This is a genomic window from Caballeronia sp. HLA56, from assembly GCF_054655155.1.
The window spans coordinates 210,633-236,325 of sequence record NZ_BAAHOB010000005.1; the positions used below are offsets into that span (position 1 = coordinate 210,633).

At 62.2% G+C, this 25,693-nt stretch carries 19 protein-coding genes; 13 read left to right on the forward strand and 6 right to left on the reverse strand.

Going from position 1 to position 25,693, the window contains the following annotated elements; translation table 11 throughout:
* The first annotated feature begins 93 nt into the window (after positions 1–93).
* From ACYQ47_RS20440 to bioB, 5 genes are all read left to right on the forward strand, one after another.
* The gene (locus ACYQ47_RS20440) at positions 94–1,338 is read left to right on the forward strand and encodes a dienelactone hydrolase family protein (protein ID WP_250491673.1); all 1,245 of its coding nucleotides are present in this window, start codon (positions 94–96) and stop codon (positions 1,336–1,338) included.
* A 283-nt stretch (positions 1,339–1,621) separates the two neighbouring features.
* Entirely contained in the window at positions 1,622–2,935 is a 1,314-nt protein-coding gene (locus ACYQ47_RS20445) for an adenosylmethionine--8-amino-7-oxononanoate transaminase (protein WP_459906591.1), read from the forward strand.
* The gene (gene bioF, locus ACYQ47_RS20450; RefSeq protein WP_459906592.1) at positions 2,932–4,137 is read left to right on the forward strand and encodes an 8-amino-7-oxononanoate synthase; all 1,206 of its coding nucleotides are present in this window, start codon (positions 2,932–2,934) and stop codon (positions 4,135–4,137) included. Before ACYQ47_RS20445 ends, bioF begins: the two co-directional genes overlap by 4 nt.
* Positions 4,134–4,835, forward strand: coding sequence for a dethiobiotin synthase (gene bioD, locus ACYQ47_RS20455; protein WP_459906593.1), 702 nt, complete (start codon positions 4,134–4,136; stop codon positions 4,833–4,835). Before bioF ends, bioD begins: the two co-directional genes overlap by 4 nt.
* A gap of 4 nt (positions 4,836–4,839) precedes the next feature.
* Entirely contained in the window at positions 4,840–5,889 is a 1,050-nt protein-coding gene (gene bioB, locus ACYQ47_RS20460) for a biotin synthase BioB (protein ID WP_309841117.1), read from the forward strand.
* A 46-nt stretch (positions 5,890–5,935) separates the two neighbouring features.
* Here bioB and ACYQ47_RS20465 read toward each other — a convergent pair whose 3' ends face one another.
* Together ACYQ47_RS20465 and ACYQ47_RS20470 are read right to left on the reverse strand one after the other, a co-directional pair.
* Positions 5,936–6,913: a sulfate ABC transporter substrate-binding protein gene (locus ACYQ47_RS20465; protein WP_250491775.1), complete on the reverse strand. Its 978-nt coding sequence runs from the start codon at positions 6,911–6,913 to the stop codon at positions 5,936–5,938.
* A gap of 110 nt (positions 6,914–7,023) precedes the next feature.
* The gene (locus tag ACYQ47_RS20470) at positions 7,024–7,623 is read right to left on the reverse strand and encodes an RBBP9/YdeN family alpha/beta hydrolase (protein ID WP_244826782.1); all 600 of its coding nucleotides are present in this window, start codon (positions 7,621–7,623) and stop codon (positions 7,024–7,026) included.
* A 150-nt stretch (positions 7,624–7,773) separates the two neighbouring features.
* Between ACYQ47_RS20470 and ACYQ47_RS20475 the strand changes: the two genes are divergently transcribed.
* On the forward strand, positions 7,774–8,715 hold the full coding sequence (locus ACYQ47_RS20475; RefSeq protein ID WP_459906594.1) for a 2-hydroxyacid dehydrogenase: 942 nt from the start codon (positions 7,774–7,776) through the stop codon (positions 8,713–8,715).
* Positions 8,716–8,772: 57 nt separating this feature from the next.
* Here the strand turns inward: ACYQ47_RS20475 and ACYQ47_RS20480 are convergent, their stop codons facing one another.
* Positions 8,773–16,041, reverse strand: a complete 7,269-nt coding sequence (locus ACYQ47_RS20480) for a non-ribosomal peptide synthetase (protein WP_459906595.1) — start codon at positions 16,039–16,041, stop codon at positions 8,773–8,775.
* A gap of 293 nt (positions 16,042–16,334) precedes the next feature.
* Between ACYQ47_RS20480 and ACYQ47_RS20485 the strand changes: the two genes are divergently transcribed.
* From ACYQ47_RS20485 to ACYQ47_RS20510, 6 genes are all read left to right on the forward strand, one after another.
* Positions 16,335–17,258 carry a hydroxymethylglutaryl-CoA lyase gene (locus ACYQ47_RS20485; RefSeq protein ID WP_459906596.1) on the forward strand — a complete coding sequence of 308 codons (924 nt, stop codon included), beginning with the start codon at positions 16,335–16,337 and terminating at the stop codon, positions 17,256–17,258.
* A 30-nt stretch (positions 17,259–17,288) separates the two neighbouring features.
* Entirely contained in the window at positions 17,289–17,792 is a 504-nt protein-coding gene (locus tag ACYQ47_RS20490; RefSeq protein ID WP_250462638.1) for a YbaK/EbsC family protein, read from the forward strand.
* A 38-nt stretch (positions 17,793–17,830) separates the two neighbouring features.
* Positions 17,831–18,385, forward strand: a complete 555-nt coding sequence (locus ACYQ47_RS20495) for an FAS1-like dehydratase domain-containing protein (protein ID WP_459906597.1) — start codon at positions 17,831–17,833, stop codon at positions 18,383–18,385.
* Entirely contained in the window at positions 18,382–19,293 is a 912-nt protein-coding gene (locus ACYQ47_RS20500) for an MBL fold metallo-hydrolase (protein WP_459906598.1), read from the forward strand. The genes ACYQ47_RS20495 and ACYQ47_RS20500 overlap by 4 nt, the downstream gene beginning before the upstream one ends.
* Before the next feature lie 454 nt (positions 19,294–19,747).
* Positions 19,748–20,230 carry a hypothetical protein gene (locus ACYQ47_RS20505; protein WP_250508463.1) on the forward strand — a complete coding sequence of 161 codons (483 nt, stop codon included), beginning with the start codon at positions 19,748–19,750 and terminating at the stop codon, positions 20,228–20,230.
* Between the two features lie 81 nt (positions 20,231–20,311).
* Entirely contained in the window at positions 20,312–21,214 is a 903-nt protein-coding gene (locus ACYQ47_RS20510; RefSeq protein WP_459906599.1) for a DUF7164 domain-containing protein, read from the forward strand.
* Between the two features lie 31 nt (positions 21,215–21,245).
* On the opposite strand, the gene ACYQ47_RS20515 is transcribed toward ACYQ47_RS20510, so the two are convergent.
* Complete coding sequence (locus ACYQ47_RS20515; protein ID WP_309841106.1) at positions 21,246–22,136, reverse strand: alpha/beta fold hydrolase; 891 nt, start codon at positions 22,134–22,136, stop codon at positions 21,246–21,248.
* A 226-nt stretch (positions 22,137–22,362) separates the two neighbouring features.
* Between ACYQ47_RS20515 and ACYQ47_RS20520 the strand changes: the two genes are divergently transcribed.
* Positions 22,363–23,325 (forward strand): NAD(P)H-dependent flavin oxidoreductase, encoded by a 963-nt coding sequence (locus tag ACYQ47_RS20520; protein ID WP_459906600.1) that lies wholly within the window; start codon positions 22,363–22,365, stop codon positions 23,323–23,325.
* 83 nt (positions 23,326–23,408) lie between these two features.
* Here ACYQ47_RS20520 and ACYQ47_RS20525 read toward each other — a convergent pair whose 3' ends face one another.
* Together ACYQ47_RS20525 and ACYQ47_RS20530 are read right to left on the reverse strand one after the other, a co-directional pair.
* Positions 23,409–24,503 carry a porin gene (locus ACYQ47_RS20525; protein WP_244826773.1) on the reverse strand — a complete coding sequence of 365 codons (1,095 nt, stop codon included), beginning with the start codon at positions 24,501–24,503 and terminating at the stop codon, positions 23,409–23,411.
* A gap of 512 nt (positions 24,504–25,015) precedes the next feature.
* Entirely contained in the window at positions 25,016–25,414 is a 399-nt protein-coding gene (locus ACYQ47_RS20530) for a hypothetical protein (RefSeq protein ID WP_244826772.1), read from the reverse strand.
* Positions 25,415–25,693 lie beyond the last annotated feature (279 nt).

Sequence of the window (25,693 nt, forward strand, 5' to 3'; positions counted from 1 at the left end):
CTCATCATGAGCAGCGAGATAGGTTTGTGACTTCAATCGTGCATTTGGGGCCAAGCCAATCAAGCCTTAATCGGAGCGAGGCGGAGTTAAGGGATGGCGATCAGAACCTGGTTGGTCGGATGCAGCATGGTGTGCTCACTTGCGACATCGTTCATCACGACTGTCGTGAAAGCCGAACCGATCGGCGGCGTTCGCCCCTCCGAAGGGCTTTCAGCCCCCGTCTTCGGCCAGATACCCGACGCGCTCGACGCTCACCTTCCGGTCGTCGGCAATGGTCTGAACGAAAGCATCGTTCAAATTCCCGAAGCCGACATCTCGCTCGAAACGACCGTTTTCAAACCGGACGGCGCGGGTCCTTTCCCGATGATCGTCTTCAACCACGGCAAGCTCCCCGGCGACTCGCACGCCCAACCGCGCAATCGGCCGGTCGCGCTCGCACGCGAGTTCGTGCGTCATGGCTATGTCGTGGTCGTGCCGAATCGCCGCGGCTTCGCGGGCTCGGGCGGCGACTACGCCGGTCATGGTTGCGATGTCGAAGCCAACGGCTTCGCGCAGGCGGAAGACGTCGCCGCAGCGGTCGCGTACATGAGCCAGCAGCCTTATGTCGACAAGACGCATATCGTCGTGGGCGGCACTTCGCACGGCGGCTTGACGACCATGGCCTACGGTGCGCGCGAAGCGGTCGCGGCGCCGGGCGTGCGCGGTCTCATCAATTTCTCGGGCGGTCTGCGTCAGGACGAATGCACCGGCTGGCAAAAGAATCTCGTCGATGCCTTCGGCGCTTATGGCGAGAACGTTCGTTTGCCTTCGCTGTGGCTCTACGGTGACAACGATTCGGTGTGGCAAGGCGACTTGTCCACGCAGATGTATGCCGCATTCGTGTCGCACGGCGCACGCGCGCAGATGACCGACTTCGGCACCTACAAGAACGACGCGCATAGGCTCGTCGGCGACCGCGACGGCGTGCAGGTCTGGTGGCCGCGTGTGAAGGCGTTCCTCGCGCAAGTCGGCATGCCGACCACGGTGCAATATCAGGTCGCCGAGCCGCATTCGCCGAAGGCCACCGACTTTGCGAACCTCGATGCCGTGCAGTCGGTGCCCTTCATCGATGAAAGCGGCCGCAACGGCTATCGCAACTTCCTGAGCCAATATTCGAGCCGCGCGTTCGCCGTGTCGAACTCGGGCGCGTGGTCGTGGGCCGAAGGCGGCGACGACCCAATGTCCGTCGCGCTCGCCAGTTGCCAGAAGCAGAGCGCCGATCCCTGCAAGCTCTACGCGGTGGATAACGCCGTCGTGTGGAACGAAGCGGGCGAGCAAACGCAGACGGCATCGCGCTGATACGCTTCTTCCCTCCAAATTTTTCGAACGCCGGCCTTGCGCCGGCGTTTTGCGTCTTTCGCCCGTGTTGGCGGTCCGTTCGGCGAAGTTAGCCGCGATCGTGCTTTTCACCACTTCGTGGAAGCGTGCGCAGGCGATCCAGGACCCGGCCGAAAAGCGAAGCTTCCGGATATTTTCGCCATAATCGAAGCGCGCGAAGTCAGGCGCAATCCTCGAATAGCGCAGGCCCTCGCGGCTTGCCCGATGTATCCGGCTGGCGCCATGCGCCGCCTGGGAGCCGTTTTTGAACACAGAAGACAATCAGGACTGGGTCGCGCGCTCGCTCGCCGCGGTGTGGCACCCGTGCACTCAGATGAAACACCACGAGCGCATGCCGCTCGTGCCCATCGCGCGCGGCAAGGGCGCGTGGCTCTACGACCCGGCGGGCAACCGCTATCTCGACGCCATCAGTTCGTGGTGGGTCAATCTGTTCGGCCACGCGAATCCCGACATCAACCGCGCGCTCAAGGATCAGCTCGATACGCTCGAACACGCGATGCTCGCGGGCTGCACGCATGCGCCCGCCGTCGAACTGGCCGAACGGCTGTCCGCGCTCACACGGCACACGCTCGGTCATGCTTTTTTTGCGTCCGATGGCGCGTCCGCCGTCGAGATCGCGTTGAAGATGAGCTTTCACTTCTGGCGCAACCGTGGGCAAAGTGAAAAGCGCGAGTTCGTGTGCATGGCGAACAGCTATCACGGCGAAACCATCGGCGCGCTCGGCGTGACCGATGTCGCGCTCTTCAAGGACGCATACGATCCGCTGATCCGCCACGCGCATGTGGTCGCATCGCCGGCGGCGAGCGGCGAAGACGAAGCCATCGACGCCATGCGCGCGCTCTTCGAACAACGCGCCGCGCATCTCGCCGCCGTGATCGTCGAGCCGCTCGTGCAATGCGCGGCCGGCATGGCGATGTACGACGCGTCGTATCTCACCCGCTTGCGCGCCCTGTGCGATGAACACGGCGTTCATTTGATCGCCGATGAGATCGCTGTCGGCTGCGGCCGCACCGGCACTTTCTTCGCGTGCGAGCAAGCGGGCATCTGGCCGGACTTCGTGTGCTTGTCGAAGGGCATCAGCGGCGGTTATCTGCCGCTTTCCATCGTGCTCACGCGCGATGACATCTACGCCGCTTTCTACGATGACGACGTTACGCGCGGCTTTCTGCATTCGCATTCGTACACGGGCAATCCGCTTGCATGCCGCGCCGCGCTCGCGACGCTCGATCTGTTCGAAAGCGCCAACGTGCTCGCGGAGAATCGCCGCAAAGCCGCGCTTTTGCGCGAGGCCTTGCAGCCGCTCGTGAGGCATGAACGCGTGCGCAATCTGCGCGAGCGCGGCACGATCTTCGCGTTCGATGTCGTCACCGAAGATCGCGCGTTCTCGCGTCGCTTCTTCGAGTTGGGGCTGCAGCGCGAACTGTTGCTGCGTCCTATCGGCAAGACGGTTTATCTGATGCCGCCATACGTGCTCACCGACGACGAACTCGCGCTGCTCGCCAGGCGCACGCGCGAAACGCTCGATGCCACGCTGGCCGCCGCCGAGGCCACCGCATGAGCGACACATCGAAAGCGCTCTACGAAACGCTGCAGCAAGGACTCGCCGATATCGACGCGCGCGGTTTGCGCCGCCGTCGCAGAACCATCGACAGCGCGTGTTCGGCCCATATGACCGTCGATGGCCGCGCGATGATCGGCTTCGCGAGCAACGACTATCTCGGTCTCGCCGCCCACGAAGCGCTGCGGGAAGCGCTTGCCGAAGGCGCGTCGCTGTATGGCGCGGGCAGCGGCGGCTCGCATCTGCTGGGCGGCCATTCGCGCGCCCACGCGCAACTCGAAGACGATCTCGCCGCGTTTTCCGGCGGCTTCGTCGACAACCCGCGCGCGCTTTACTTCAGCACCGGTTACATGGCCAATCTCGCCGTGCTCTCGACGCTCGCCGGACGCGGCACGATGGTGTTCTCCGACGCGCTGAATCATGCGTCGCTGATCGATGGCGTCAGGCTCTCGCGCGCGCAGGTGCAAATTTATCCGCACGCCGACATGGAAGCGCTCGACGCCATGCTCGATGCATCGCAAGCGGACGCGACGACGAAGCTCATCGTGACGGATACCGTGTTCAGCATGGACGGCGATATCGCGCCGTTGCAAAGTCTCGTGGAACTCGCGGAGAAATACGGTGCGTGGCTCGTCGTCGACGATGCCCACGGCTTCGGCGTGCTCGGTCCGCAAGGTCGCGGCGCGCTCGCGCAATTCGCGCTGCGCTCGCCGCATCTCGTCTATGTCGGCACGCTAGGCAAGGCGGCGGGCGTTTCCGGCGCGTTCGTCGCGGCAAGCGAGACGGTCATCGAATGGCTGGTCCAGCGCGCGCGGCCTTATATCTTCACGACCGCGTCGCCGCCTGCCGTGGCGCACGCCGTATCCGCGAGCATCGGGTTGATCGGCAGCGAAGACGGCGATGCGCGACGCAAGCATCTGGCATCGCTCATCGAAACGACGCGCGGCATGTTGAAACGCACACGCTGGTTGCCGGTCGAATCGAAGACGGCGGTGCAGCCGCTCGTCATCGGCGGCAACGACGAAACGCTCGCGCTCGCCGCCGCGCTCGACAAACGAGGCCTCTGGGTTCCCGCGATCCGCCCGCCGACCGTGCCTGCGGGGACATCGCGCTTGCGCATTTCGTTATCGGCCGCGCATGGCGACGACGACCTCGCCCGACTCGACGAAGCACTTGGCACGCTCAGTAAAGAAACGACATGACCGCTTTATCGCTATTCGTCGCCGGCACCGATACGGAGATCGGCAAGACCTTCGTCTCGTGCGCGCTGTTGCATGGCTTCGCGCGCGCGAACTTGCGCGCCGCCGCGATGAAACCCATCGCGTCCGGCGCAATCGAACGTGACGGCGTGCTGCATAACGAAGACGCCGATCAACTCGATGCCGCCGCCAACGTCGCGCTGCCGCCCGCCATTCGCACGCCGTTCATGATGCGCGAGCCGATTGCGCCGCATATCGCCGCCGCGCGTGAAGGCATTGCGCTGGATATCGGGCGCATCGTAGAGGCGCATCGCGTGGCGTGCGATCATGCGGATATCGTCGTCGTGGAAGGCGTGGGCGGCTTTCGCGTGCCGCTAGACGATACCCATGACACCGCGGATCTCGCCGTCGCGCTGAAGCTGCCGGTCGTGCTCGTGGTCGGCATGCGGCTCGGCTGCATCAGCCATGCGTTGCTGACCGCCGAGGCGATCACGTCGCGCGGCTTGCGCATCGCGGGCTGGGTGGCGAATCGCGTCGATCCGCACATGCTTTATCCGGAAGAAAACATTCATTCGCTGCAACACCGGCTCGAAGCACCGCTCATCGGCGTGATTCCGCATTTCGCGCCATCCGAAGCCGCGCGCGCCGCCGATCATCTCGACACGCGCCTTCTGCTCGGCCGGCTTTTACTCAAGGACTGAATTCATGACGCAGACCATCACTGCCAACCCATCGTTGCAAACTGCCGCGCAAACCTCCGCGCCGACGCAAACGCCCGTGCAGGCGCGCTGGAAAGTCGCCGATATCGTCGCGCTTTACGACCTGCCGTTCAACGACCTGCTGTATCGCGCGCAAACGGTGCATCGCGAACATTTCGATCCGAACGCCGTACAGCTCTCCACGCTTCTGTCGATCAAGACCGGCGGCTGCGAGGAAGATTGCGCGTACTGTCCGCAGTCCGTGCATCACGACACTGGCCTGCAAGCCGACAAGCTGATGGCCGTGGATGAAGTGCTGAAGGCCGCCGAAGCCGCCAAGGCCAACGGCGCGACGCGCTTTTGCATGGGCGCGGCGTGGCGCAATCCGAAGGATCGCCATCTTGAGCCGATCAAGGACATGATTCGCGGCGTCAAGGCAATGGGACTGGAAACCTGCGTGACGCTTGGGATGCTGGAGCCGCATCAGGCAGAAGGCTTGCGCGATGCCGGCCTCGATTACTACAACCACAATCTCGATACGTCGCCCGAGTTCTACGGCCAGATCATTTCGACGCGCACGTATCAGGATCGGCTCGATACGCTCGAACGCGTGCGCGATGTGGGCATCAACGTGTGCTGCGGCGGGATTGTCGGCATGGGCGAATCGCGGCGTGAACGCGCCGGTTTGATCTCGCAGCTCGCCAACATGGAGCCGTATCCGGAGTCGGTGCCGATCAACAATCTCGTGCAAGTGGCCGGAACGCCGCTCACGGGCACCGCGCCGCTCGATCCCTTCGAGTTCGTGCGCACGATCGCGGTGGCGCGTATCACCATGCCCAAGGCGATGGTCCGTCTTTCGGCCGGACGCGAGCAGATGGATGAAGCGTTGCAGGCGCTTTGTTTCGCGGCGGGCGCGAACTCGATCTTCTACGGCGATCAGTTGCTCACGACGAGCAACCCGCAAGCCGAAGCGGACCGCAAGCTGATCGAGCGTCTGGGAATGCGCGCGGAATCGGCGCAGAACGTCAGCGCGGAAGAACGCGGCTGCTCGAACTGAGCGGAGAGTAAAAAGAAAAGGGCTCGCGCGTGGCGAGCCCTTTCGGTTATTTCTTCTCGACCACCTGATCGAAAGTCCCGCCATCGGCGAAATGGGTTTGCTGCGCCTTCTGCCAGCTGCCGAAGATCTGCTCCACCGTGAACGTCTTGAGCGGCTTGAACTCGCTTGCATGCTTGGCCAGCACCTCCGCGTTACGCGGCCGCAAATGATGCTGCGCGATGATCTCCTGCGCTTGCGGCGTGTAAAGAAAGTCCACGTACGCCTGCGCTTCCTTGCGCGTGCCGCGCTTGTCCACCACCTTGTCGACGATGGAAACCGGCGGCTCCGCCAACAGGCTCGATGACGGATACACCGCATCGAAGTCCTTCGCGCCGACGCCTGCTTCGATCAGACCGACTTCGTTCTCGAAAGTCACGAGCACGTCGCCGATATTGCGCTGCGTGAAGGTCGTGGTCGCACCGCGCCCACCGGTGTCGAGCGTCGGCACGTTGGCGAGGATCGCTTTCTCGAAGTCCAGCGCCTGCGCATCGGTTGCGCCCTGCTGCTTCTTGTAGCCCCACGCCGCGAGATACGTGTAGCGGCCATTACCCGAAGTCTTCGGATTCGCGATGATCACTTGCACGCCCGGCCGCGCGAGATCGCTCCAGTCCTTGATGTTCTTCGGATTGCCCTTTCGCACGAGAAACACCATGGTCGTCGTGTAGGGCGCGCTGCCGTTCGGAAGACGCGTGCGCCAGTTGGCCGGAACGAGTTGACCGCGTTCGGCAAGCAGGTCGATGTCGTTGGGCTGATTCATCGTCACGACATCGGCTTGCAGTCCCTGAAGCACCGACAGCGCCTGCGCGCTCGATGCCCCATGCGACTGCTTCACCGTCACCGTTTCGCCCGCGCGGCTTTTGTAGTCGGCGATGAACGCCGTATCGATGTCCTTGTACAGTTCGCGCGTCACGTCGTAGGAGACGTTGAGCAACGAAGTATCGGCATGCGCGATGCCCGCCGTCATATAGAGCGCCGCGGCTGCCATCAGCACGCGCTTACTGTATCCCGCCATATCGTCCTCAAGAATGCGATTGCAAAAGAAAGGCCGCGCGATGGCGGCCGGATGGTTCATGTTCGTCGATGAAACCGGGCGCATCAGCCATACGCGTGCTCGTGCAAGGAGACTTCGCCCGCGAAACTTTCAGCAGGGTAAGCATATTGAGCCAGCGTGTCGATGAAATATTTCGCGCGCGGCCACGGACCGAAACCCGCCGCCGTGTTGATATGACCGGCATCGCCGAGATTCACGAACGCGCTCGAAAGCCGTGCTGCAAGATCGCGCGCGTGGTCGAGCGGCATCCACGGATCGGTTTCGCTGCCGACGAGAATGGAAGGCACGGCAAGACGCGTCGGTTCGAAGTGACCGGCGAAACGGAACTTCTCCGGGCTCGCGGGCGCGACGAACAATACGCCGACGACTTCGGCATCGGTTCGATTCTGCGCGAGCGCGTGCGCCGTCGCGAGACAGCCGAAGCTATGCGCGGCAAGCACGACAGGACGGCGAATGGTCGCGAGTTGCGCGAGCACGGCGTTCGCCCAGATGTCGAGATGCGGTGCGTCCCAGTCTGCCTGTTCGACACGCGATGTATCGGCATACTGATGCTCGAGCCAGCTTTGCCAGTGCGCGCCCTCGCTGCCGTGCAAGCCGGGCACCGTCAGCAGCGCGGGGCGCGGTGTTCGATTGCTGGTCGTCATGTGCGGTTCTCGCTGACATTGTTCACCTTGCATTTTCGCGTGGCGCGCGGCAAGGACGAACGAATCAATCGTCATGTCGATATGCTCGCGGATGCAGCCGCACGCTTTTGCACCCTTTAGAATGGGTGGATCGAACGACGGAGGCGGACGTTGAAAATCATCTTCTACGAAGAGCACGCGGACACCGACGCATGGCTCGGCGGTTTGCGCCGCGAACTGCCGGACGCCGATCTGCGCATCTGGCAGCCTGGCGACACCGCGCCCGCCGATTACGCCATCGTCTGGCGCGCGCCGCGCGAACTCTTCGCGAACCGGCCGGAATTGAAGGCCATCTTCAATCTCGGCGCGGGCGTCGATGCAATCCTCGATGTCGAGCGCAAGGAACCCGGCACGCTGCCGCCGAACGCCACGCTCGTGCGTCTGGAAGACACCGGCATGGCGCAACAAATGGTCGAGTATTCGACGTATGCCGTTCTGCGCTATCTGCGCCGCTTCGACGAATACGAAGCGCTGCAAAGGGAGGGACGCTGGCAGAAACTTACGCAGCATGCGCGCGCATCGTTCACGGTGGGTGTGCTGGGTCTCGGCGTTCTCGGTGGTGAAGTGGCGCGCGGGCTTCTCGAGCTCGGCGTGCCGGTGCGAGGCTACAGCCGCACGGCGAAGACAATAGAAGGTGTCGAGGTTTATGCGGGTCCCGAGCGCTTCGATGCGTTTCTAGATGGCGTGCACGTGCTCGTCAACTTGCTGCCGCATACACCGGACACGGAAGGCATTCTCAACGCGCGCACTTTTGCGAAGCTCGCGCGCGGTGCTTATCTCGTGAACGTGGCGCGCGGTCCGCATCTCGTCGATGACGACCTTCTCGCCGCCCTCGATAGCGGCCAGCTCGCCGCCGCGACGCTCGATGTGTTTCATGTCGAGCCGTTGGCCAAGGAGCATCCGTTCTGGAAGCATCCGCGCGTGTCGGTCACGCCGCATATCTCGGCGGAGACGTTGCGCGAGGAGAGCATCGTGCAGATCGCGGCGAAGATCAAGGCGCTGTCGCGCGGGGAAACCATTGGCGGTATCGTGGATTTTTCGCGAGGGTATTGAATGCGAAGACCGTAAGCGGCGCTGCCGTCTTGCCTGAAGGAGACGGCAGCGCCGGCCTCACATGGTTTTTGCCTCGATCGGCATGAAGCCTTCATTGCGCAAATACCGCACATAGACGCGCATCAACCGCGCACGGTCGATTGTAAGACTCACATCGAACTGCGCGAGCCGGCTGATCGTGCCGATCTGTTCGACCGGCATGTCGTGCCAGTCGAGGTCGCCCGTGTAGAAATCACGGAGAAGCGCCAGACCGTTAGTCGGGTCTATCGTCGCGAGGCGCTGCTTCCACGCTTCCGGCGTTTCCGGATTCGCGCGCAGACCTTGCCTGGCGAGCGCATCGAACCATTCCGCCTGTTCAATACGCTCCGGGTTCTGCAGATTTGCCACATGCAATCCATCTTGCGGATGCAGCGCAAGCGCGCATACGGCGCGGGCGAGCAAATCGACCGGCGTCATTTCCACGGGCTGCCCCGTGGCAGGATACGCGCCCATCTGAATGCATCCCTGATTGAAGAGCCAAAAGTGGTTATGCCGATAGTTGCTATAGCCGCTCTCCCCGTGCCCCGTGACGTTGCCCACGCGCACGACCGTGGCCGGCAAGCCGTATGCGCGGCTATACGCCAGCACGCGCTGCTCGCCGACCCATTTGCCAAGCAAATAGCCGTTGTCGGACTGCGGCCTCGCGCCGTCGATACGCTCTTCGATGCGTGTCGCGCCTTGTTGCATCATCGGCACGGACATGGTGGAAAGGAAGCACAACGGCTTCATGCGCACCGATAACGCAAGTTGCAGCAACGCCTCGGTGCCACCCACGTTCGCGGCCTTCAAACTGCCGTAACCGTGCAGATGATGTACGAGCGCGCCGCAATGCAGGATTGCATCCGCACGCTCGGCGAGCTGCTGCCAGCCGGCATCGGACAGACCGAGACGCGGCCGCCCGAGATCGGCGCACAGCACCTGCACGCGCGAAAAATCGATTGCCAGACCGGCTGCACGCGCTTCATCGACAAGACGCGCAAGGCCCGCTGCGGGATCGGCGCAGCGTTGAAGACAGAAGATCGTGTCGGTCCGACAGCTCAGTTCGGCCAGCAAATGAATACCGATAAACCCGCTCGCGCCCGTCAGAACGACGCTGCCGATGCGCGCGCCGTCTTTCTCGCGCCACGGCGGCAGCGCAACGTCGGGCGCCGCGAGCGGCAAGGCGGCGTCCGCGACGGCGCGGGCGATGTCGTCGTAACCATCGCCATTGGCGAGAGCCGCGATGGTCGGCGCGCGATAAAACGCCGGAATCGCGAAATCGATGCCCGTCTCGGCGCGCACGCGCGCATGCATGCGCATTGCGAGAATGGAGTTGCCGCCGAGATGAAAGAAGTCGTCTTCGCGGCTGACGGTATCGAGATGGAGCAGCGCACACCAGATCGCGGCGATGTCCGCTTCTACTCCCGCGCGCGGCGGTGAGCCGCTCGATCGTGCCGCCGGCTCGGGCAGCGCTCGGCGATCGATCTTGCCGGAACCCGAAACGGGCAGAGCCGTAAGCTCGGTATAGCGCGCGGGCGCCATGTAATCCGGCAACGCGGCCGCAACCTGCGCGCGCAGCCTGTCTTCATCGACGTACGCATCCGCTTGCAGCACGTAATAAGCCGCGATGTAGCGTTGCTCGCCTTCGCCGCGCATCGCGCAGGCCACGCTCTCCACGCCCGGCACGCTGGCAAGCTCGTTCTCGATTTCGCCCAGCTCGATCCGAAAACCCCGCAGCTTGATCTGTTCGTCGTTGCGGCCGAAGTACTCGATTTCGCCATCCTCGAGATAGCGGCCGAGGTCGCCGGTCTTATACATCCGTGCATAGGGCTTGCCCGCGAACGGATCGGCAACGAAGCGGCGCATGGTCAGTGTCGATTCGTTGCGATAGCCGCGCGCGAGATTCGCCCCGCCGATACAAATCTCGCCGATGGAGCCCACCGGCACGCGTTGCGACTGCGCGTCGAGCAGATAGACGTCATAGCTGGGCAGCGGCTTGCCGAGCACGCGCACGCGGCCATCGGGCGCGATCTGGCCGCAGGTTGCCATCACCGTGGCTTCGGTTGGGCCATAGAGCGTGAAGAGGCGCGTCTGGCCGGACCACCAGCGCGCGGCGGTTTCGTCGAGGGTATCGCCGCCGAACGCAAGCATCTGCATGGCAGGCAACGGCCTCTTCGGCAAGCCTTGCAACAGCACCGGCGCGAGAATGGCGTGCGTCACGCATTCGCGCTCGAGCAGGCCGTGCAGGACTTCGGGGTCGCGCCGCGCCGCTTCGGGGGCGATGACGAGCGTGCCGCCATTCAGAAGCGCCAGGAAAATTTCGAGCACGCTGGCGTCGAAATTCGTCGATGCCACGAGCGTGCTGATGCAGCCAGCCGCATAACCGAGCGCCGTCGCCGCGCCCGCGACCATGCGCGCGACGCTGTGATGTTCGATCAGCACGCCCTTCGGTTTGCCCGTCGAGCCGGAGGTGTGGATGACGTAAGCGAGTGCATCGGGCGATACATCCGGGCGCGCGCGCGGGACGGCTCGCGCGAGCATGTCGGCATCGAGAAAGGTGAGATGCGAGAGTTGCGCGGCTTCGAGGCCGGCGCGGCCGTCTGCATCGGCGATACATGCGGTAAGCGCGCAGTTGGTTGCGAAGTGCGTGAGACGCTCGGCGGGATAGGAAGGGTCGAGCGGCACATAAGCGCAACCGGCCTTGAGCACGCCCAGAATCGCGGCGACGAGAAGCGGGCCCTTCGCCATCGCCAGACCGACGCACGAGCCCGCCGTCACCCGTTCCAGCAAGCCGCCGGCAATGCGCTCGCTCAGAGCGTCGAGTTCGTCATAGCGCAGTGTTTCGTTCTCGAAGCGAATGGCTTCGCGATCGGCAAAGCGCGACGCTATCGATGCGAAGCGCGCCGGTATCGACGAAGCCGCGTCGTCGAGCGGCGCGCCGTGCGAAAAGCCCGTGATGAGCGCGCGTTGCGCATCGCTCAGATAGGCGAACTCACCGACGAGCGCGGAAGGCTGATTCGCGGCGGCGTCGATGAGGGTGTCCAGCACGTCTTTCATTGCGTGGGCCGAGCGCGCTTCGAAGAGCGAACCATCGTATTCGATACGGCCATCGATTTCCCCTTGCTGATTCGCGTAAAGGATCACGGAAATATCGGCCTTCGAGGTCTTCGTCGGCAACTCCTCCACGCTGACGCTGCCAGCGCCGATGCGCGCCTGCAAGTCGATGCCGCTTTGCAAGCTGAACAGCGTGTTGAGCGCGCCGATATCTTCGATGCCGGCCTCGTAAGGCGTGGCGAGCAGATGATCGCGGTCTTCGAGCATTTGCGCGTGCACGGCCGAGACGAGTTCGCCGAAACTCTGACGCGGATCGATGCGCACTTTCATCACGGCCATCGACACGAGCATGCCGTAGACGTTCTCGCTGCCGGGAATGTCGCGGCCCGCCTGAGGGTAGCCGCTCACAATCTTCGGCTGCCCGCTCAGGCGCCATAGCCAGGCGAGGTGCAGCGCGAACAGCACGGGCGATAGCGTCGTGCCTCGATCCTGCGCGATACGGCGCAGCTTGTCGGCGCGTTCTCGCGTGAGGTGAACGGGAACGATGCGGTTCGTGTTGGTGTGGCGCGTGGTGAAATCGAATGGCAATTCGAGGCGCAGTGGCGTGCCCCGCAGCTTGTTCGTCCAGTAGTTTCGTGCGCGCGCATGCGCCGGCGTTTTCGCTATCTCATGCATCCACGCGCAGTAGTCGAACCAGTTCGGCGTGCGCTGCGCAAACGGCTTACCTTCGTAATGCGCCGCGAGTTCATCGAGCAGAAGCTTGAGCGACCAGCCGTCGAACAGCGCGTGATGGACGCCGATGAGGACCGTGCTCACGCCGCTTTCGGCATCGAGCAGCATGTGCGCGCGCCAGCAAGGCGCTGCGTCCGGATGAATCGCTGCCGTGGTCCATGCGTCGATGTGCGCGCGGATCGTCTCCGCCGTGGCGCTTTGGATCGGAATGAGCGCGGAGTCGCAAGACGCCACCGAAATTAGACGCAGTTCACCGTGAGCATCCGTGAGGGTGGAACTGAAGAGCGAATCGCGCGAGAAAAGCCGTTTGAGCGCCGCATGCAGTTCGAGTGGATTCACTTCGCGCGAGAAGTCGGCGCGCACGACGATGTTGTACGCGTTGTCAGTCCTGTCGATGCGCGCGCGATGAAACAGCGCCTCGACGATGCCGCTCGTTATCGCGACGCTCGGCGCGGCTCGTGCATCGTGAAGCAAGGGCGGCAGAGCGTCGTCGCCATCGAGCGTATTGCGCAGGGCGTGGCAGAACGCATCGAAACCGGGATGGGCAAGCAGAAGGCCGGGCTTCACGTTCACGCCGAGCGCCGCGCCAATACGTCCGCAAGCCAGCGTCGCCAGCAACGAATGGCCGCCTGCCTCGAAGAAGTGACTGCTTTCGTCGATGGCATCCGGCGTCAAGTCAAGCGTCGCGGCCCACGCCGATTGCACAGCGCATTCGAGCGAATCGAACTGGCGTGCGCTCGCTTGCGATGAGGGCGTCGAAGGCGCGGGCAAGCGCGCGCGATCGATCTTGCCGTTCAAGGTGAGCGGCCAATGTGCAATCGGCACGATGAACGCGGGAACCATATAGGCCGGCAAAAGCGTCTCCAGCCGCTGACGCAGCTCGGCGGCGGCGAGCCCGTTCGCCGTGTACCAGGCGACCAGCGCGTTGCTGCCCTGATGCCTGTGCGTGCCGATACACACCGCGCTGACTTCCGGCTGCGTCGCGATCACATGCTCGACCTCGGCGATCTCGATCCGATAACCGCGCACCTTCACCTGAAAGTCGCTGCGGCCGAGGAACTCTATCTCTCCATTGGGAAGGAAGCGGCCAAGGTCGCCGGAGCGATACAGCCGGCCTTCGTTTGCGTTTGCGTCATCGATGAACTTTTCCGCCGTCATTTCCGGACGACGCAAATACCCGCGCGCCACCGACTCTCCGCCAATGCATAGCTCGCCGATACCGCCGAGCGGCACGCCGCGCCCGTTGGCATCGAGCAAATGAATGGCGTAGCCGGGCAGCGGGCGGCCCAGTTGATTGGCGAGCTTCTGGTCGCCGAAGGTGTTCTCCGTGCAGAGCACGGTCGCCTCGGTCGGGCCGTAGATGTTGGACAAGCGCACGACCGAGGACCAGAAGCGCACGGTGTCGTCGTCGCTGGCTTCGCCGCCGCACATGATCGTGTCGAGGTCCGGCAACGGGCGGCGCGGCAGCAAGCGCAAGACGGCCGGCGGCAGAAATGCGTGCGTGATGCGCGATTGCTCGAGAAAGTCGAACAGCGCGGCGGGATCGGCGCGAACCGAGTCCGGTGCAACCACGAGTTGTCCGCCATGTGCGAGCGGATTGAAAATCTCGAAGACACTGGCGTCGAAATTGACGGATGCGAACTGCAGCCAGCGCGTGCCCGGATTGCGTGCGTAACGACCTTCGAGCGACGCGATCATGTGCGCGAGCATGTCGCGCTCGATCACGACGCCCTTCGGCCGGCCCGTCGTGCCGGAGGTGTAGATGACATACGCAGCGTGCGACGGATCGGTCCCGCGAAACAGCGCCGATGGTCCGCCGCTCGGTGTATCAAACATGTCTTCGATGAGCAGCGCCGGGCAATCGAATGCGGCGCGCACTCGCGCTTGCGTCGCGGTGTCCGCGATCACGGCGCACAGTTGCGCATCCTCGGCCATGAAGCGCAGCCGCTCTTCGGGCATCAACGGATCGAGCGGAACATATCCCGCGCCGGCCGCCAGCACGCCGACCATGGCCGCCACGACTCGCGCACCGCGCGACACGCATACGCCGACAAGACCATTGGCCTTCGCGTGGGGCGCAAGCGCGTCCGCGATACGCGCCGATGCTTCCGCCAGTTCCGCGTAGGTGAAACGCGCATCGGGGCCACTCAGCGCCGGCGCATCTGGCTGAGTTCGCACCATCTCGTCGATGCACGCAAGCACATCGCGCGGCGGCGATGCAAGCGGCGCGCCATGCGACCACGCGCGACGGCGCGCATCGAGCGATGCGGTGTCGAAACCGAGCTCGCCGACAGGCGTATCGAGTTGTACCGCGAGTCCCGACAACAATGCCGCGTAGTGTTCGAGGGCGATGGAAAGGCCGTTCGAAGCTTGCGGATGACGCAATTGCACATGCAGCGTGATGTCCTCGCTCACGTGCAGATAGATCGCCACGTCCTGCCGTTCGGGCCGGCGGCAAAAGCGCGTGAGCAGCACGCCGCGAGCGCCGCCGAGAACGAGCGCGTCATGCGGCAGATGATCGCGCTCGCACAGCACAGTGGTCGCGCGTTCGTATTCCGGACGCAGGCGCTTGAGTTCGTCGAAGATATCGCCTGCGGGAATGTTGCCGTGGAAATTCGCCATCGCCAATCGCGACGCCGCATGATGCAGATACTGGCGCAACGTCATGGCGTCGTCGAACTCGCTGCAGATGAAGCGCAGACGCTCGTCGTGCCCCATCGTCTCGTATGACTGCTCCCGCCCGCGCCGATGATGCGCCGTAATCACCGCCGACTGTCGCGACATCTTCTGCAGCAGCACATGCAGGCAACTCTGCAGCAGAAATTCGATACTCAGTCCGAGCACGCGGGCCTGTTCACGCAACGCTCCACTCGTAGCGGCGCCGAGCGCCATCGTAAAGCTCGCTTCGCCGGGCGCGCCTTCCGCGCGCGGCGGCTGCCAGGCGAATTCGCCATCGGCCAGTTGCCGAACCCAGAACGCGAGATCGCCGCGCCATTGCTCCGCTTCCATCGACGCGCGCTCCGCAACGAGCACGCCGCGCTGATCCAGCGAAAGCTCGCCTGCGAGCGTCTCGCCCGCGTACGAGCGCGAGATCGCCGCGAACAACGGCTGCAATGAGAAGCGGTCCAGCAGCGCGGGATGGCAGGCGAAGACCAGATAGCCGCGAGATGCGCCGCGCAACAACGTGAGCGCCCAAGGCGCGCCGGCGTCTATCCGAAGCGGACGTGCGCACAGCATCTGAATGATGGAGGATGCGCTGGCTTCATCGGCATCGTCGATATCGACGACTTCGAGTTCTGCCAACCCGATTTCATGCAGCAGATAGCGCGGACCATCGTCGCCGTGGATCACGCGCCAGCGCAACGGTTGCGAGTGCCGCGCCACGCACGCCACCGCGCGCGCCAGTCGCGTGCTGTCGGGAACGCTGTCCAGTCGAAAGACCGCGCACAGATTGCGTGCCGCGGCGGTTTGCTTCGCCGCACGCGCCTGCGTTCGGGAAAGCGGATAAGTTTCGAACTTCATGATGACCTTCTGCCGTTCGGCGTTGTTCCTTGGGACTAAGTGACCGAGCCAGTCGCCTCGCCTCGTCGCGTTCGCCCGGACTGGCTGGCATTCTCGGCTGCCCATGATAGTTAGCAGGCCTTTCGTTAAAGGAGTGGAACGCCAAAAAACTACAATTCAATCAAAGCATTAACTGCCATCCGGCAATCAATACATCCAAGCTACTTGAATCAAGCAGACATTTGCGCTCGCTTCCGATGTGGCAAACTGGCTGACGCAACGAACCGACGTCAGAGAATCGCAAGGAGACAGGCATGATCCCCACTCAAGTCAAAATCGTCGAAGTCGGGCCGCGCGACGGCTTGCAGAACGAGAAGGAATTCGTCGCCACGGAAACCAAGATCGAGCTCGTGAACCGGCTCGCGCGTGCGGGCATCGTCAATGTGGAATCGACTTCGTTCGTCTCGCCGAAATGGGTGCCGCAAATGGCGGATGCCAGCGCGTTGATGGCGGGCATCGAGCGTCGCGCGGGCACCATTTACTCCGTGCTCACGCCGAATTTGCGCGGCTTCGAGGGCGCGCTCGAAGCAAAGGCCGACGAGATCGTCATCTTCGGCGCGGCAAGCGAGGCGTTCTCGCAAAAGAATATCAATTGCAGCATCGCGGAAAGCATCGCGCGCTTCGAGCCGGTCGCGAAAGCCGCGAAGGACGCAGGCTTGCGTCTGCGCGGCAGCATCTCGTGCGCGCTCGGCTGTCCGTATCAGGGCGAGGTGAGCGTGGCGTCGGTGGTGGATGTCGTCGAGCGCATGAAGGCACTTGGCTGCGACGAAATCGATATCGCGGATACGATCGGCGTCGGCACGCCCAAGCGCACGCGCGAAGTGTTGGCGGCGGCGTCGAAAGCGTTTCCGCGCGAACGCCTGTCAGGACATTTCCACGATACTTATGGGCAGGCCATCGGCAACATTTATGCGGCGCTGCTTGAGGGCATCGAGATATTTCATGCGTCGGTTGCGGGGCTCGGCGGCTGTCCGTATGCCAAGGGCGCGACAGGCAACGTCGCGACCGAAGACGTCGTGTATCTGATGAATGGACTCGGCATCCAGACGGGCATCGACCTGGATCGACTGATCGAGACAGGCGACTTCATTTCGCGCGCCATCGGCAAGCCGAGTTCGTCGCGTGCGGGCAAGGCGCTGCTCGCCAAGCAGCGCGACGCCGTTGCCGCCTGCGTCTGACCTGTTGATCGTTCGATGGAAAGGAAAGCAATGACCGAAGTACAGAATCTCGATGACCTTCCCGATTCCGCGCGCCGCGTCGCGCTTCTGTTGCAGGAACGCGGTCACGCGCGGCCCGTCGTAATGCTGCCGGAAACCGGCAAGACATCGGCGGAAGCGGCGGCGGGACTGAACTGTTCCGTGGCGCAGATCGCCAAGTCCATTCTCTTCCGGCGCCGCGACGACGACGCGCCCGTGCTCGTGATCGCAAGCGGCGCGAATCGCGTGGACGAAGCGAAGGTCGCGGCGCACGTCGGCGAACTGGCGCGCGCGGATGCGAAGTTCGTGCGCGAGAAAACCGGCTATGCCATTGGCGGCGTATGTCCGATCGGTCATGCGACCGAACCCGTGACGCTCATTGACGAAGACTTGCTCACGCTCGAAAGCCTGTGGGCGGCGGCGGGTCATCCGCACGCGGTGTTCAATCTGACGCCGCAAGAACTCGTGTCGCTGACGGGCGCGCCGGTTGTCGATGTCGCCTTGCGCGCGTCATGAAAGGCGAGGTCGCGTCGCCGTGCGTGGACGTCTGTCGCATGAATCCGGAGACGGGCTTCTGCGACGGCTGCCTGCGCACCATCGACGAAATCGCGGCGTGGTCGTCCATTGACGATAACGCGAAACGCGACGTGCGCGCGCGTGGCGAAAGCCGTCGTCGCGGCGCGCGCGTGGTGCGTATCGGCGAATCGTTCGAAGCGACGATTGCCTTGCCGGCGGACTCCATTCGCCACTTCGCCACGCTCGTCAACGACACCAACCCGCTGCATCACGACGAAGCGTATGCGCGCGCCAGCCGTTTCGGCTCGCTGATCGCGTCGGGCACGCAACCGACCGCGCATCTCATGGCGATGATCGCCGAACACTTCTCGACTTACGCGCAACCGCTCGGACTGGAGTTCGGCATCAAGCTCACGCGCGCGGTGAAGGCCGACGACGTGCTCGCCATGCGCTGGCAAGTGCTCGATGCAAAGTGGAAGACGAGCCTTCGCGGCGACCTGGTGAAGCTCGCGGGCCGCGCGGTGAATCAGCTTGGCGAGACGGTGATCGAGGCGACGGCGACTATCGTCGTCATGCCGAAGGAGCAAGCGTGATCGCGCTGCCCGCTTCCATGACGGTGTTCGAGCGCGGCTGGTTGTCGTCGAACAACGTGCTCTTCGCGAGCGATGAGGGCACGGCGTTGATCGACACGGGCTACGTCTCGCACGCGCCGCAAACGCTGGCGCTCGTGCAGCACGCGCTCGGTGCGCGCAAGCTCGATCTGATCGTCAACACGCACTTGCATTCGGATCACTGCGGCGGCAACGCACTGCTGCAACGCACCTATGCGTGCAATACGCTGATCCCGCAAAGTGAAGCGCACGCGGTGCGTGTCTGGGACGAAGAGGCGCTGACGTTTCACGCCACGGCGCAGCGTTGTGACCGGTTCACGTTCGACGGCACGGTCGAGAATGGCGCCACGCTCATGCTCGGCGGCTTCGAATGGTCCGTGCTGGGCGCGCCGGGCCACGATCCGCACTCGCTCATGCTGTATTGCGCCGAGGCGCGCATCCTCATCAGCGCGGACGCGTTATGGGAAAACGGCTTTGGCGTGATTTTTCCGGAACTCGAAGGCGAAAGCGGTTTTGCGGAAGAACGCGCGGTGCTCGATCTCATCGCGCAACTCGATGTCAATGTCGTCGTTCCGGGCCACGGCGCGCCTTTCACCGATGTCGCGCGCGCACTCGACGTGGCCGCGTCGCGGCTCGACTATCTGCGCGCCGACCCTGCCCGCAACGCAAAGAACGCGCTGAAAGTGCTGATCGTCTTCAAGTTGATGGACGTGCGTTCGATGCCCTTCGACACCTTGCTCGCGATGACCGCATCTGCCCGCGCCATGCGCGCCGCCGCGAACGCGCTTGCCGCGCCCGCGCAGCATCGCGCATTGCTGGAGAAGATCATCGGGGAATTGGCGCGCGGCGGATCGCTCAACGTGGAAGGCGACATGCTCTCGGCGGTATGAACTCCGCGCGCAAAAAGAAAGCCGCTTGTCAGCTACGGCAAGCGGCGGAATAGTATGGACGTGATCAACGTCGACGCCATCGTAACCCGCCGCTATATCACGTGCATCGGTGCTTTCCCTACAGTAAGTTGACGACAAGCGCACACTAAAGGCAACCATGTTCGCGCTATCGACACTCATTTTTATGCCATTTAATGCGATTTGCATGTGTGGCAAAGCGATGCATAAAGCCGTAAGCTCAAGGACAAAACAGGCATGACTTTGCTCAAGTAATAAGAAAAATCGGCATTGATGCAGGCAATTGCTTCCACTACGATTAAAAACGCCCGAGATTACTTGAATTTAAGTAATTTTGAGCCTCCATTTTTACAACTCAATACAAATCATAATGGACATTAATCGTAGAAAAATCGTATCTGCATCCACTGTAGCGGTCCCGTTACTAGCGGGGTTAATGACATCCACGGCAAGCCAGGCACAGACGACAACAGCTCAGGGGCGTTATCTCAGTATTCGTTTGAGAGACTCCGAGCTGCTACCCACCACGCAGATTTCGAACGCGAAAAGATGGAATTTCCTGCATTTCGGTTTGCCTTATGACCAGGTAAGCCATGTTAATCCCGATGGTTCATTGAGCCTGCCAAATGGCGTGTACGCTGTCGCGGGGCAAATGGTCGTTTCGGTGGCGGACGCGAACCTGGCTCAGGTGTCGATCAACAGAAGCGAGCCGAACCTGGCCGCAAGCGGCAAGGATGCTTTCTACGACGACCCCTACTATTTCAAGGTAGCCACCGATCATGGGGGCAAGGCCGGCAATGTTATTATTCCTTTCAGCGGCATGCTTCAGTTGACTACCTGGACCGATTTTGCAATCTACACTTCGACCAACGTCTCTCTGCAGTCTGGCACTACGCTATTTATCTTTCCCGTGATCTAAGCGAGCAGAAGTGCCAAGTGCCGGCAAGCGCAGGCCCACTTCGCCGCTGGCACTGAATAAATGTATCGTTAAAGGTCTTTCTTGAATCAAGCACGAAAAGATATCGGCATACTGGTATATGTAGACAATGTTCCGAGTAACATCGAGGAATTTAGCTGGCTCTATAAGAGCATCATCCATACAGGCTTGTTTGACCGAAGCACGTTAATCGTTGCGTGCCATCCGGAAGCAACATCTAAACTGCCGCGAGACAGTAATATAGTCGTTATTCCGAGCGTTCCTTATTCTCAGAAAAACAGCGAATGGTCGGATTATGGATACATCAATTCTGTCGCCAATCTCTGCGATAAAGCCGTTTTAGACGTTTGTCGGCAGTTCGATTACATTCTGAAAACCGATTGCGACACCTTTGTGACGCCCGCGCTGTCGAAGTTTCATCCTGCCGGCCTTTGCTTTGGTTTCGGAGCCTACGCATATGAGGCGTCGGTCCGACAGAAACTTAACGAATGCAGTGCCCGGTGGGGATTGCCTCATTCTGGCTTACATAATATTGGTGCGTCGGTGCTGGGGCCATCGACAATGGTGTGCGACTTCCTGCCGGCTCAAATGGACTGTTGCATTCGCCTGCTCGACGAGGAGTTCCGAGACTTCCGTGGAGAGTGGCCAGGCTGGTGCAGAAACGTGATTACCATGTATGCGGGAGAGCTAGCGCTACGTCGCACGTATCCGCAGCGTTGCTCCATAGGACTTCTCGACCATTTCCCCTACGCGTCGCTTACGCATGGCAGCGATGTCCTGCATATTCATGCGTGGCAAACAGACGAGTACTGGTCGAAATTGAAGTATCGCGAAGGCGCATACGATCACATTGCGCTGCAGGACATCGATAGGTCCACGCTGGGTGGTTATTGCCACTGGCTGGCGGCGTCCGATATAGAACAAGTCCGGGCCGAAGCCAACCAAGCACTTTCGACCCATGCGTAAGGCCGCCGCGTCTGAGATCATCGGCTCTTTGTCAGCAGAACTCTGCTTCGAAGAACGCACGCATCTCCACGAGTAACTCCTGCGGCACTTCCTCTGGCACGTAATGGCCGCAATCGAGCGCGCGGCCGCTTACGTCGCGCGCGACGCGCCGCCATTGACCAAGCACATCGAACGCGCGCTCTAGCCCGCCTTGCTCGCCCCACAGCACGCGCACGGGGCACGCTATCTTCACGCCGCGCTCGGTGTCGTCCCGGTCGTGTTCGAGGTCGATGCCCGCCGACGCGCGATAGTCCTCGCATGTCGCAAACACCGCATCGGGCGCGGCCAGCGCATCGCGATATGCCTGCAGCGCGTGCGGCGCGAACGGCGCAAGACCCGCACGGCCACGGCCCATCAAGTGTTCGATGAACCCGGTCGTATCGGCGCCGATCATCTTTTCCGGAAAGGGCGATGGCTGGTTCATCAGGAACCAGTGGAAGTTGGCGCTCAACAACGCGCGGTCAGTGGCTTCGAACATCGCAAGCGTCGGCACAATATCGAGCAGCATCAGGCGATCGACGGCATCGGGAAAATCGATCGCCATCCGATGCGCGACGCGCGCTCCGCGATCGTGCGCGCACACGAGAAAACGTTCGAAGCCGAAGTGACGCATGACCGCGACTTGATCGGCGGCCATGGCGCGTTTGGAGTAAGGCGCGTGGCGTTCGTCGCTCGGCGGCTTGGCCGATGCGCCATAGCCGCGCAAGTCGGTGGCGATCACGGTGAAGTGCCGCGCGAGTTCATCGGCGCATGAATGCCAGATCTCGTGCGTTTGCGGATAGCCATGCAAAAGCAAAAGCGGCGGGCCGTCTCCGCCCTTCTCGCCGGCAATCTCGACGCCCGCCGCATTCACGCGAAACGGCTCGTAGCCTCTGAAGGACATGGTGTTTTCTTGTTCGTGGCGTAGCGGTCCATTGTAGGCGCGGCATTCCGAATGCTCGATGAGCAACGTGCACACAAGCGGTGAAACCGAGGATTTCCTCGGGAATCGGAGGATGACAGGGCTGCGGCGCCTGTGCCTATAATCGAACGATCGTGCGTCTCAATTTAGCCGCTCGAAGACGACTCCCCAACCGTAAAATAAGTACGAAATCCCGGAGACTCGCGCCATGGCACTTCCCGCCGTACTGCAGAACCTTGCATTGCCGGTCGTCGGCTCGCCGATGTTCATCGTCAGCTATCCCGAACTCGTGCTTGCGCAATGCAAAGCGGGCATCGTCGGTTCGTTTCCGGCGCTCAACGCGCGTCCCGCCGAATTGCTCGACGAATGGCTCACGCAGATTCAGGCATCGCTCGCCGAACACGTGGCCACGAACCCGAATGCGGTCATCGGGCCGATCGCGGTGAATCAGATCATCCACCAGTCGAACGCGCGGCTCGAACAGGACGTGCGCGTGTGCGTCGAGCACAAGGTGCCGATCTTCATCACGAGCCTGCGCGCACCGGTAAAGGAAATGATCGATGCGGTGCATTCGTACGGCGGGATCGTGCTGCATGACGTGATCAACTTGCGGCACGCGCAAAAGGCGCTCGAAGCGGGCGTCGACGGGCTGATTCTCGTGGCGGCGGGCGCGGGCGGCCACGCCGGCACGATCTCGCCGTTCGCGCTCGTCGGCGAAGTGCGGCGCATGTTCGACGGCCCCATCGTGCTGTCAGGCTCCATCGCCAACGGCGGCTCGATTCTCGCCGCGCAGGCCATGGGCGCGGACCTCGCTTACATGGGCACGCGCTTCATCGCGACGCGCGAGGCGCACGCGCTCGACAGCTACAAGCAGGCTATCGTCGATGCCAATGCCGCCGACATCATCTATACGAATCTCTTCACCGGCGTGCATGGCAACTACATTCGCCAGAGTATCGTGAATGCGGGACTGGATCCCGAAGCGCTGCCGCAGTCCGACAAGACCGCGATGAATTTCGGTGACAGCGCGGCCAAGGCGAAAGCGTGGAAGGACATCTGGGGTGCGGGCCAAGGCGTCGGCCTGATGGACGATGTACCGAGCGTCGCGCGACTGGTCGCGCGCTTGCGTCAGGAATACGACGAGGCGAAGTCGCGTTTGCGGATCGGCTGAAACGCTCGTCGCAGAGATTCAGATGAAAAAAAGCGCGTTCCGGTGATTATCCGGAACGCGCTTTTCGTTTGCTGCCGCAAGACTCAGAACTTGGCGCGGATGCCGACGCCGAAGGTATCGCCCGAAGACATGCTCGTGTACTTGTCGTTCAGGTACGCGGCATAGACGTCGGTGCGCTTCGACAGCGGGTAGTCGTAGCCTACGGCCCAGCTCTTATGGGTCTGGTCCAGACCGCCGTTGCTGCGCGAATACGCATAGGACGCCATTACCAGGCCCGGGCCGAGCGGCACCGTCACACCGCCCTGCCCCGTGTTCACGTGGAACGTGCCGGGGTCGATGTCGTTCTTCGTGTACATGTACTGGGCGAAGAACTTCACGTACTTCAAGTCGTACGACGCACCCAACTGGGCAACGCTCTGGCTCTTGTAGCCGGGAATGGCGAAGGCGTTCGAGGTGACCAGATCGCCCGGCGTGTTGTTGAAGTTCACATATTGATAAACGCCGGTCGCGGCGAACGGGCCGTGGAAGTACAGGAACTGCGCGCTGTACTTCTTCGAGCGGCCATCGCCCGCGTTGTTGCCGAAGCTGTACATCGCGCTGCCGGACAAGCCGTTGAAGTCGGGCGTCGTGTACTGCAACGAGTTGTTCCAGCCCGAATCGCCCGTCACGCCCTGATCCGTCGTGTAGGTCGGGAACGTGCCCTGACCGAGGAACACGTGATAGACCATCGGCGAGAAGACATACGAGTCGACGAACGGGTTGAACAGAATCGTCGAAACGAACAACTGCGTCGTCAGGCGGCCAGCGGTGAACGTACCGATCGGCCCTTGGATACCGACATACGAGTTACGTGCAAAGAACGTGTCGCCCTGGAAGCGACCGTATTGGCCGTTCTGCGCGCGGAAGAAGCTTTCCAGGGTGAAGATCGCCTTGTAGCCGTTGCCCAGATCTTCAGCGCCCTTCAAGCCCCAGTACGATGTGGACATACCGCCGCCGCTCACATTCCAGGCGCGATCGCCGCCGGGAAACTTTTGTGCGCCGACCCATTCGTCGACCTGACCGTAAAGCGAGACGCTCGATTGCGCCTGCGCCGCGCCCGCGGCGAGAAAGCCGAACATGGCGGCGACTACGGTGGCCTTGACCGTGGTCTTCATCGCACGGTTGACGGTTGGCTTCATGAACTCTCCTGTCGTTTGTCAAAAATTGAATGCTTGGCGGGCGAGGAACGGTGCACTCGCCTCTTCTGTCGGCTAATGATTTCGGCGAGAGCGGTGTCGCTAGTGGAGCGGCACCATCTTTACGGACCATTTTTCCGGTCAAAAATGTTTTTGGTTATTGCGGGTATCACGGTTTGAATAGGCAGGCGCGCCTTTTCACGCTTCGATGCGCGTCGCTTCTCGCGTCAAAGCCGAATCGTTCCGAGCGGTCTTTATAGGAAGCCGAGCAACGGCGCGCCTTTGAAGGCGATGAAAGGGAAATCGAAACTGCTTTGGATTGCGAAATCCCGCGCAGGGCGCATTGTCCGTGCAGCGCGAAAAGAGAGGAATGTTTATGCGGTCACGAATGAACAACTGTGGCGTGATTGCGTCACCGTCACGGCGTAACTAGACGCGCAAATAATTTTTAGTTAACCACGAAGTTAACGCGCAAGCATTGCGGAATTGCAACAAGACGTCGCAGCAGATGAAGCTCAGTTGCGGAAGTTGGCGTTGCCGGAGGTGCGGCCATCATCGACCGGGCGGCCGGGTTGACGTGGCAGGCTGCGCTCTTCGTTATAGCGGGCGATGTCAGCGCGAATGGAACCCGCGCCTCTGAGCGACGCCGCCTGTTCGGCGCGCGGCACGGGCCGCACTTCAGCGCTCACTGGCGTGAGACCGTCCTTGGCGGCAACCGGCGTATGGTGCAGCGACTGACGGCTGCTCGCGGAATCTTGAAACACCGCCGACGACAGCCATTCGACACGCGGACCGGCAAGCGCGAGCGAACCCGCGACCGCCAGCGAAGAGATCGCGGTGGCTGCAAGAAAGCGAGTCGTTGTGCGTATGCCGATGAGCGCCATGTCGAGAAAACAGCCAGTGTCCGACACCATCCCTGCCCGTTAGCGACGCAAAAAGAGAAGTCGACGCCCAACGGACAACCGGTCAAAGTCGGACCAATGGCGACGGCGAGGAGATCTCGCGCGCACTCGTCGACCGGCATGTTCCACAATTTATTTCGCCCGGCGTCGGCCGTCGAGCCAAAAAGTGTTAGGCCCGATTCATGGTTGTAACACCATGTTACGTCGGAGTTTTTCCGCTGCATCCTGCTGATTTGAAAGACAAATCGTCCGATGAAAAAAGTCGCTCACGGAGGATTTGCGCACTGTCGA

Coding starts and splice junctions, on each gene's coding strand:
- ACYQ47_RS20530 (WP_244826772.1), bottom strand. CDS start 25,414: ATGGTGTCGGACACTGGCTGTTTTCTCGACATGGCGCTCATCGGCATA.
- ACYQ47_RS20520 (WP_459906600.1), top strand. CDS start 22,363: ATGGCACTTCCCGCCGTACTGCAGAACCTTGCATTGCCGGTCGTCGGC.
- ACYQ47_RS20465 (WP_250491775.1), bottom strand. CDS start 6,913: ATGGCAGCCGCGGCGCTCTATATGACGGCGGGCATCGCGCATGCCGAT.
- ACYQ47_RS20480 (WP_459906595.1), bottom strand. CDS start 16,041: ATGAAGTTCGAAACTTATCCGCTTTCCCGAACGCAGGCGCGTGCGGCG.
- bioB (WP_309841117.1), top strand. CDS start 4,840: ATGACGCAGACCATCACTGCCAACCCATCGTTGCAAACTGCCGCGCAA.
- ACYQ47_RS20440 (WP_250491673.1), top strand. CDS start 94: ATGGCGATCAGAACCTGGTTGGTCGGATGCAGCATGGTGTGCTCACTT.
- bioF (WP_459906592.1), top strand. CDS start 2,932: ATGAGCGACACATCGAAAGCGCTCTACGAAACGCTGCAGCAAGGACTC.
- ACYQ47_RS20525 (WP_244826773.1), bottom strand. CDS start 24,503: ATGAAGCCAACCGTCAACCGTGCGATGAAGACCACGGTCAAGGCCACC.
- ACYQ47_RS20470 (WP_244826782.1), bottom strand. CDS start 7,623: ATGACGACCAGCAATCGAACACCGCGCCCCGCGCTGCTGACGGTGCCC.
- ACYQ47_RS20515 (WP_309841106.1), bottom strand. CDS start 22,136: ATGTCCTTCAGAGGCTACGAGCCGTTTCGCGTGAATGCGGCGGGCGTC.
- ACYQ47_RS20495 (WP_459906597.1), top strand. CDS start 17,831: ATGAATCCGGAGACGGGCTTCTGCGACGGCTGCCTGCGCACCATCGAC.
- ACYQ47_RS20485 (WP_459906596.1), top strand. CDS start 16,335: ATGATCCCCACTCAAGTCAAAATCGTCGAAGTCGGGCCGCGCGACGGC.
- bioD (WP_459906593.1), top strand. CDS start 4,134: ATGACCGCTTTATCGCTATTCGTCGCCGGCACCGATACGGAGATCGGC.
- ACYQ47_RS20505 (WP_250508463.1), top strand. CDS start 19,748: ATGACATCCACGGCAAGCCAGGCACAGACGACAACAGCTCAGGGGCGT.
- ACYQ47_RS20490 (WP_250462638.1), top strand. CDS start 17,289: ATGACCGAAGTACAGAATCTCGATGACCTTCCCGATTCCGCGCGCCGC.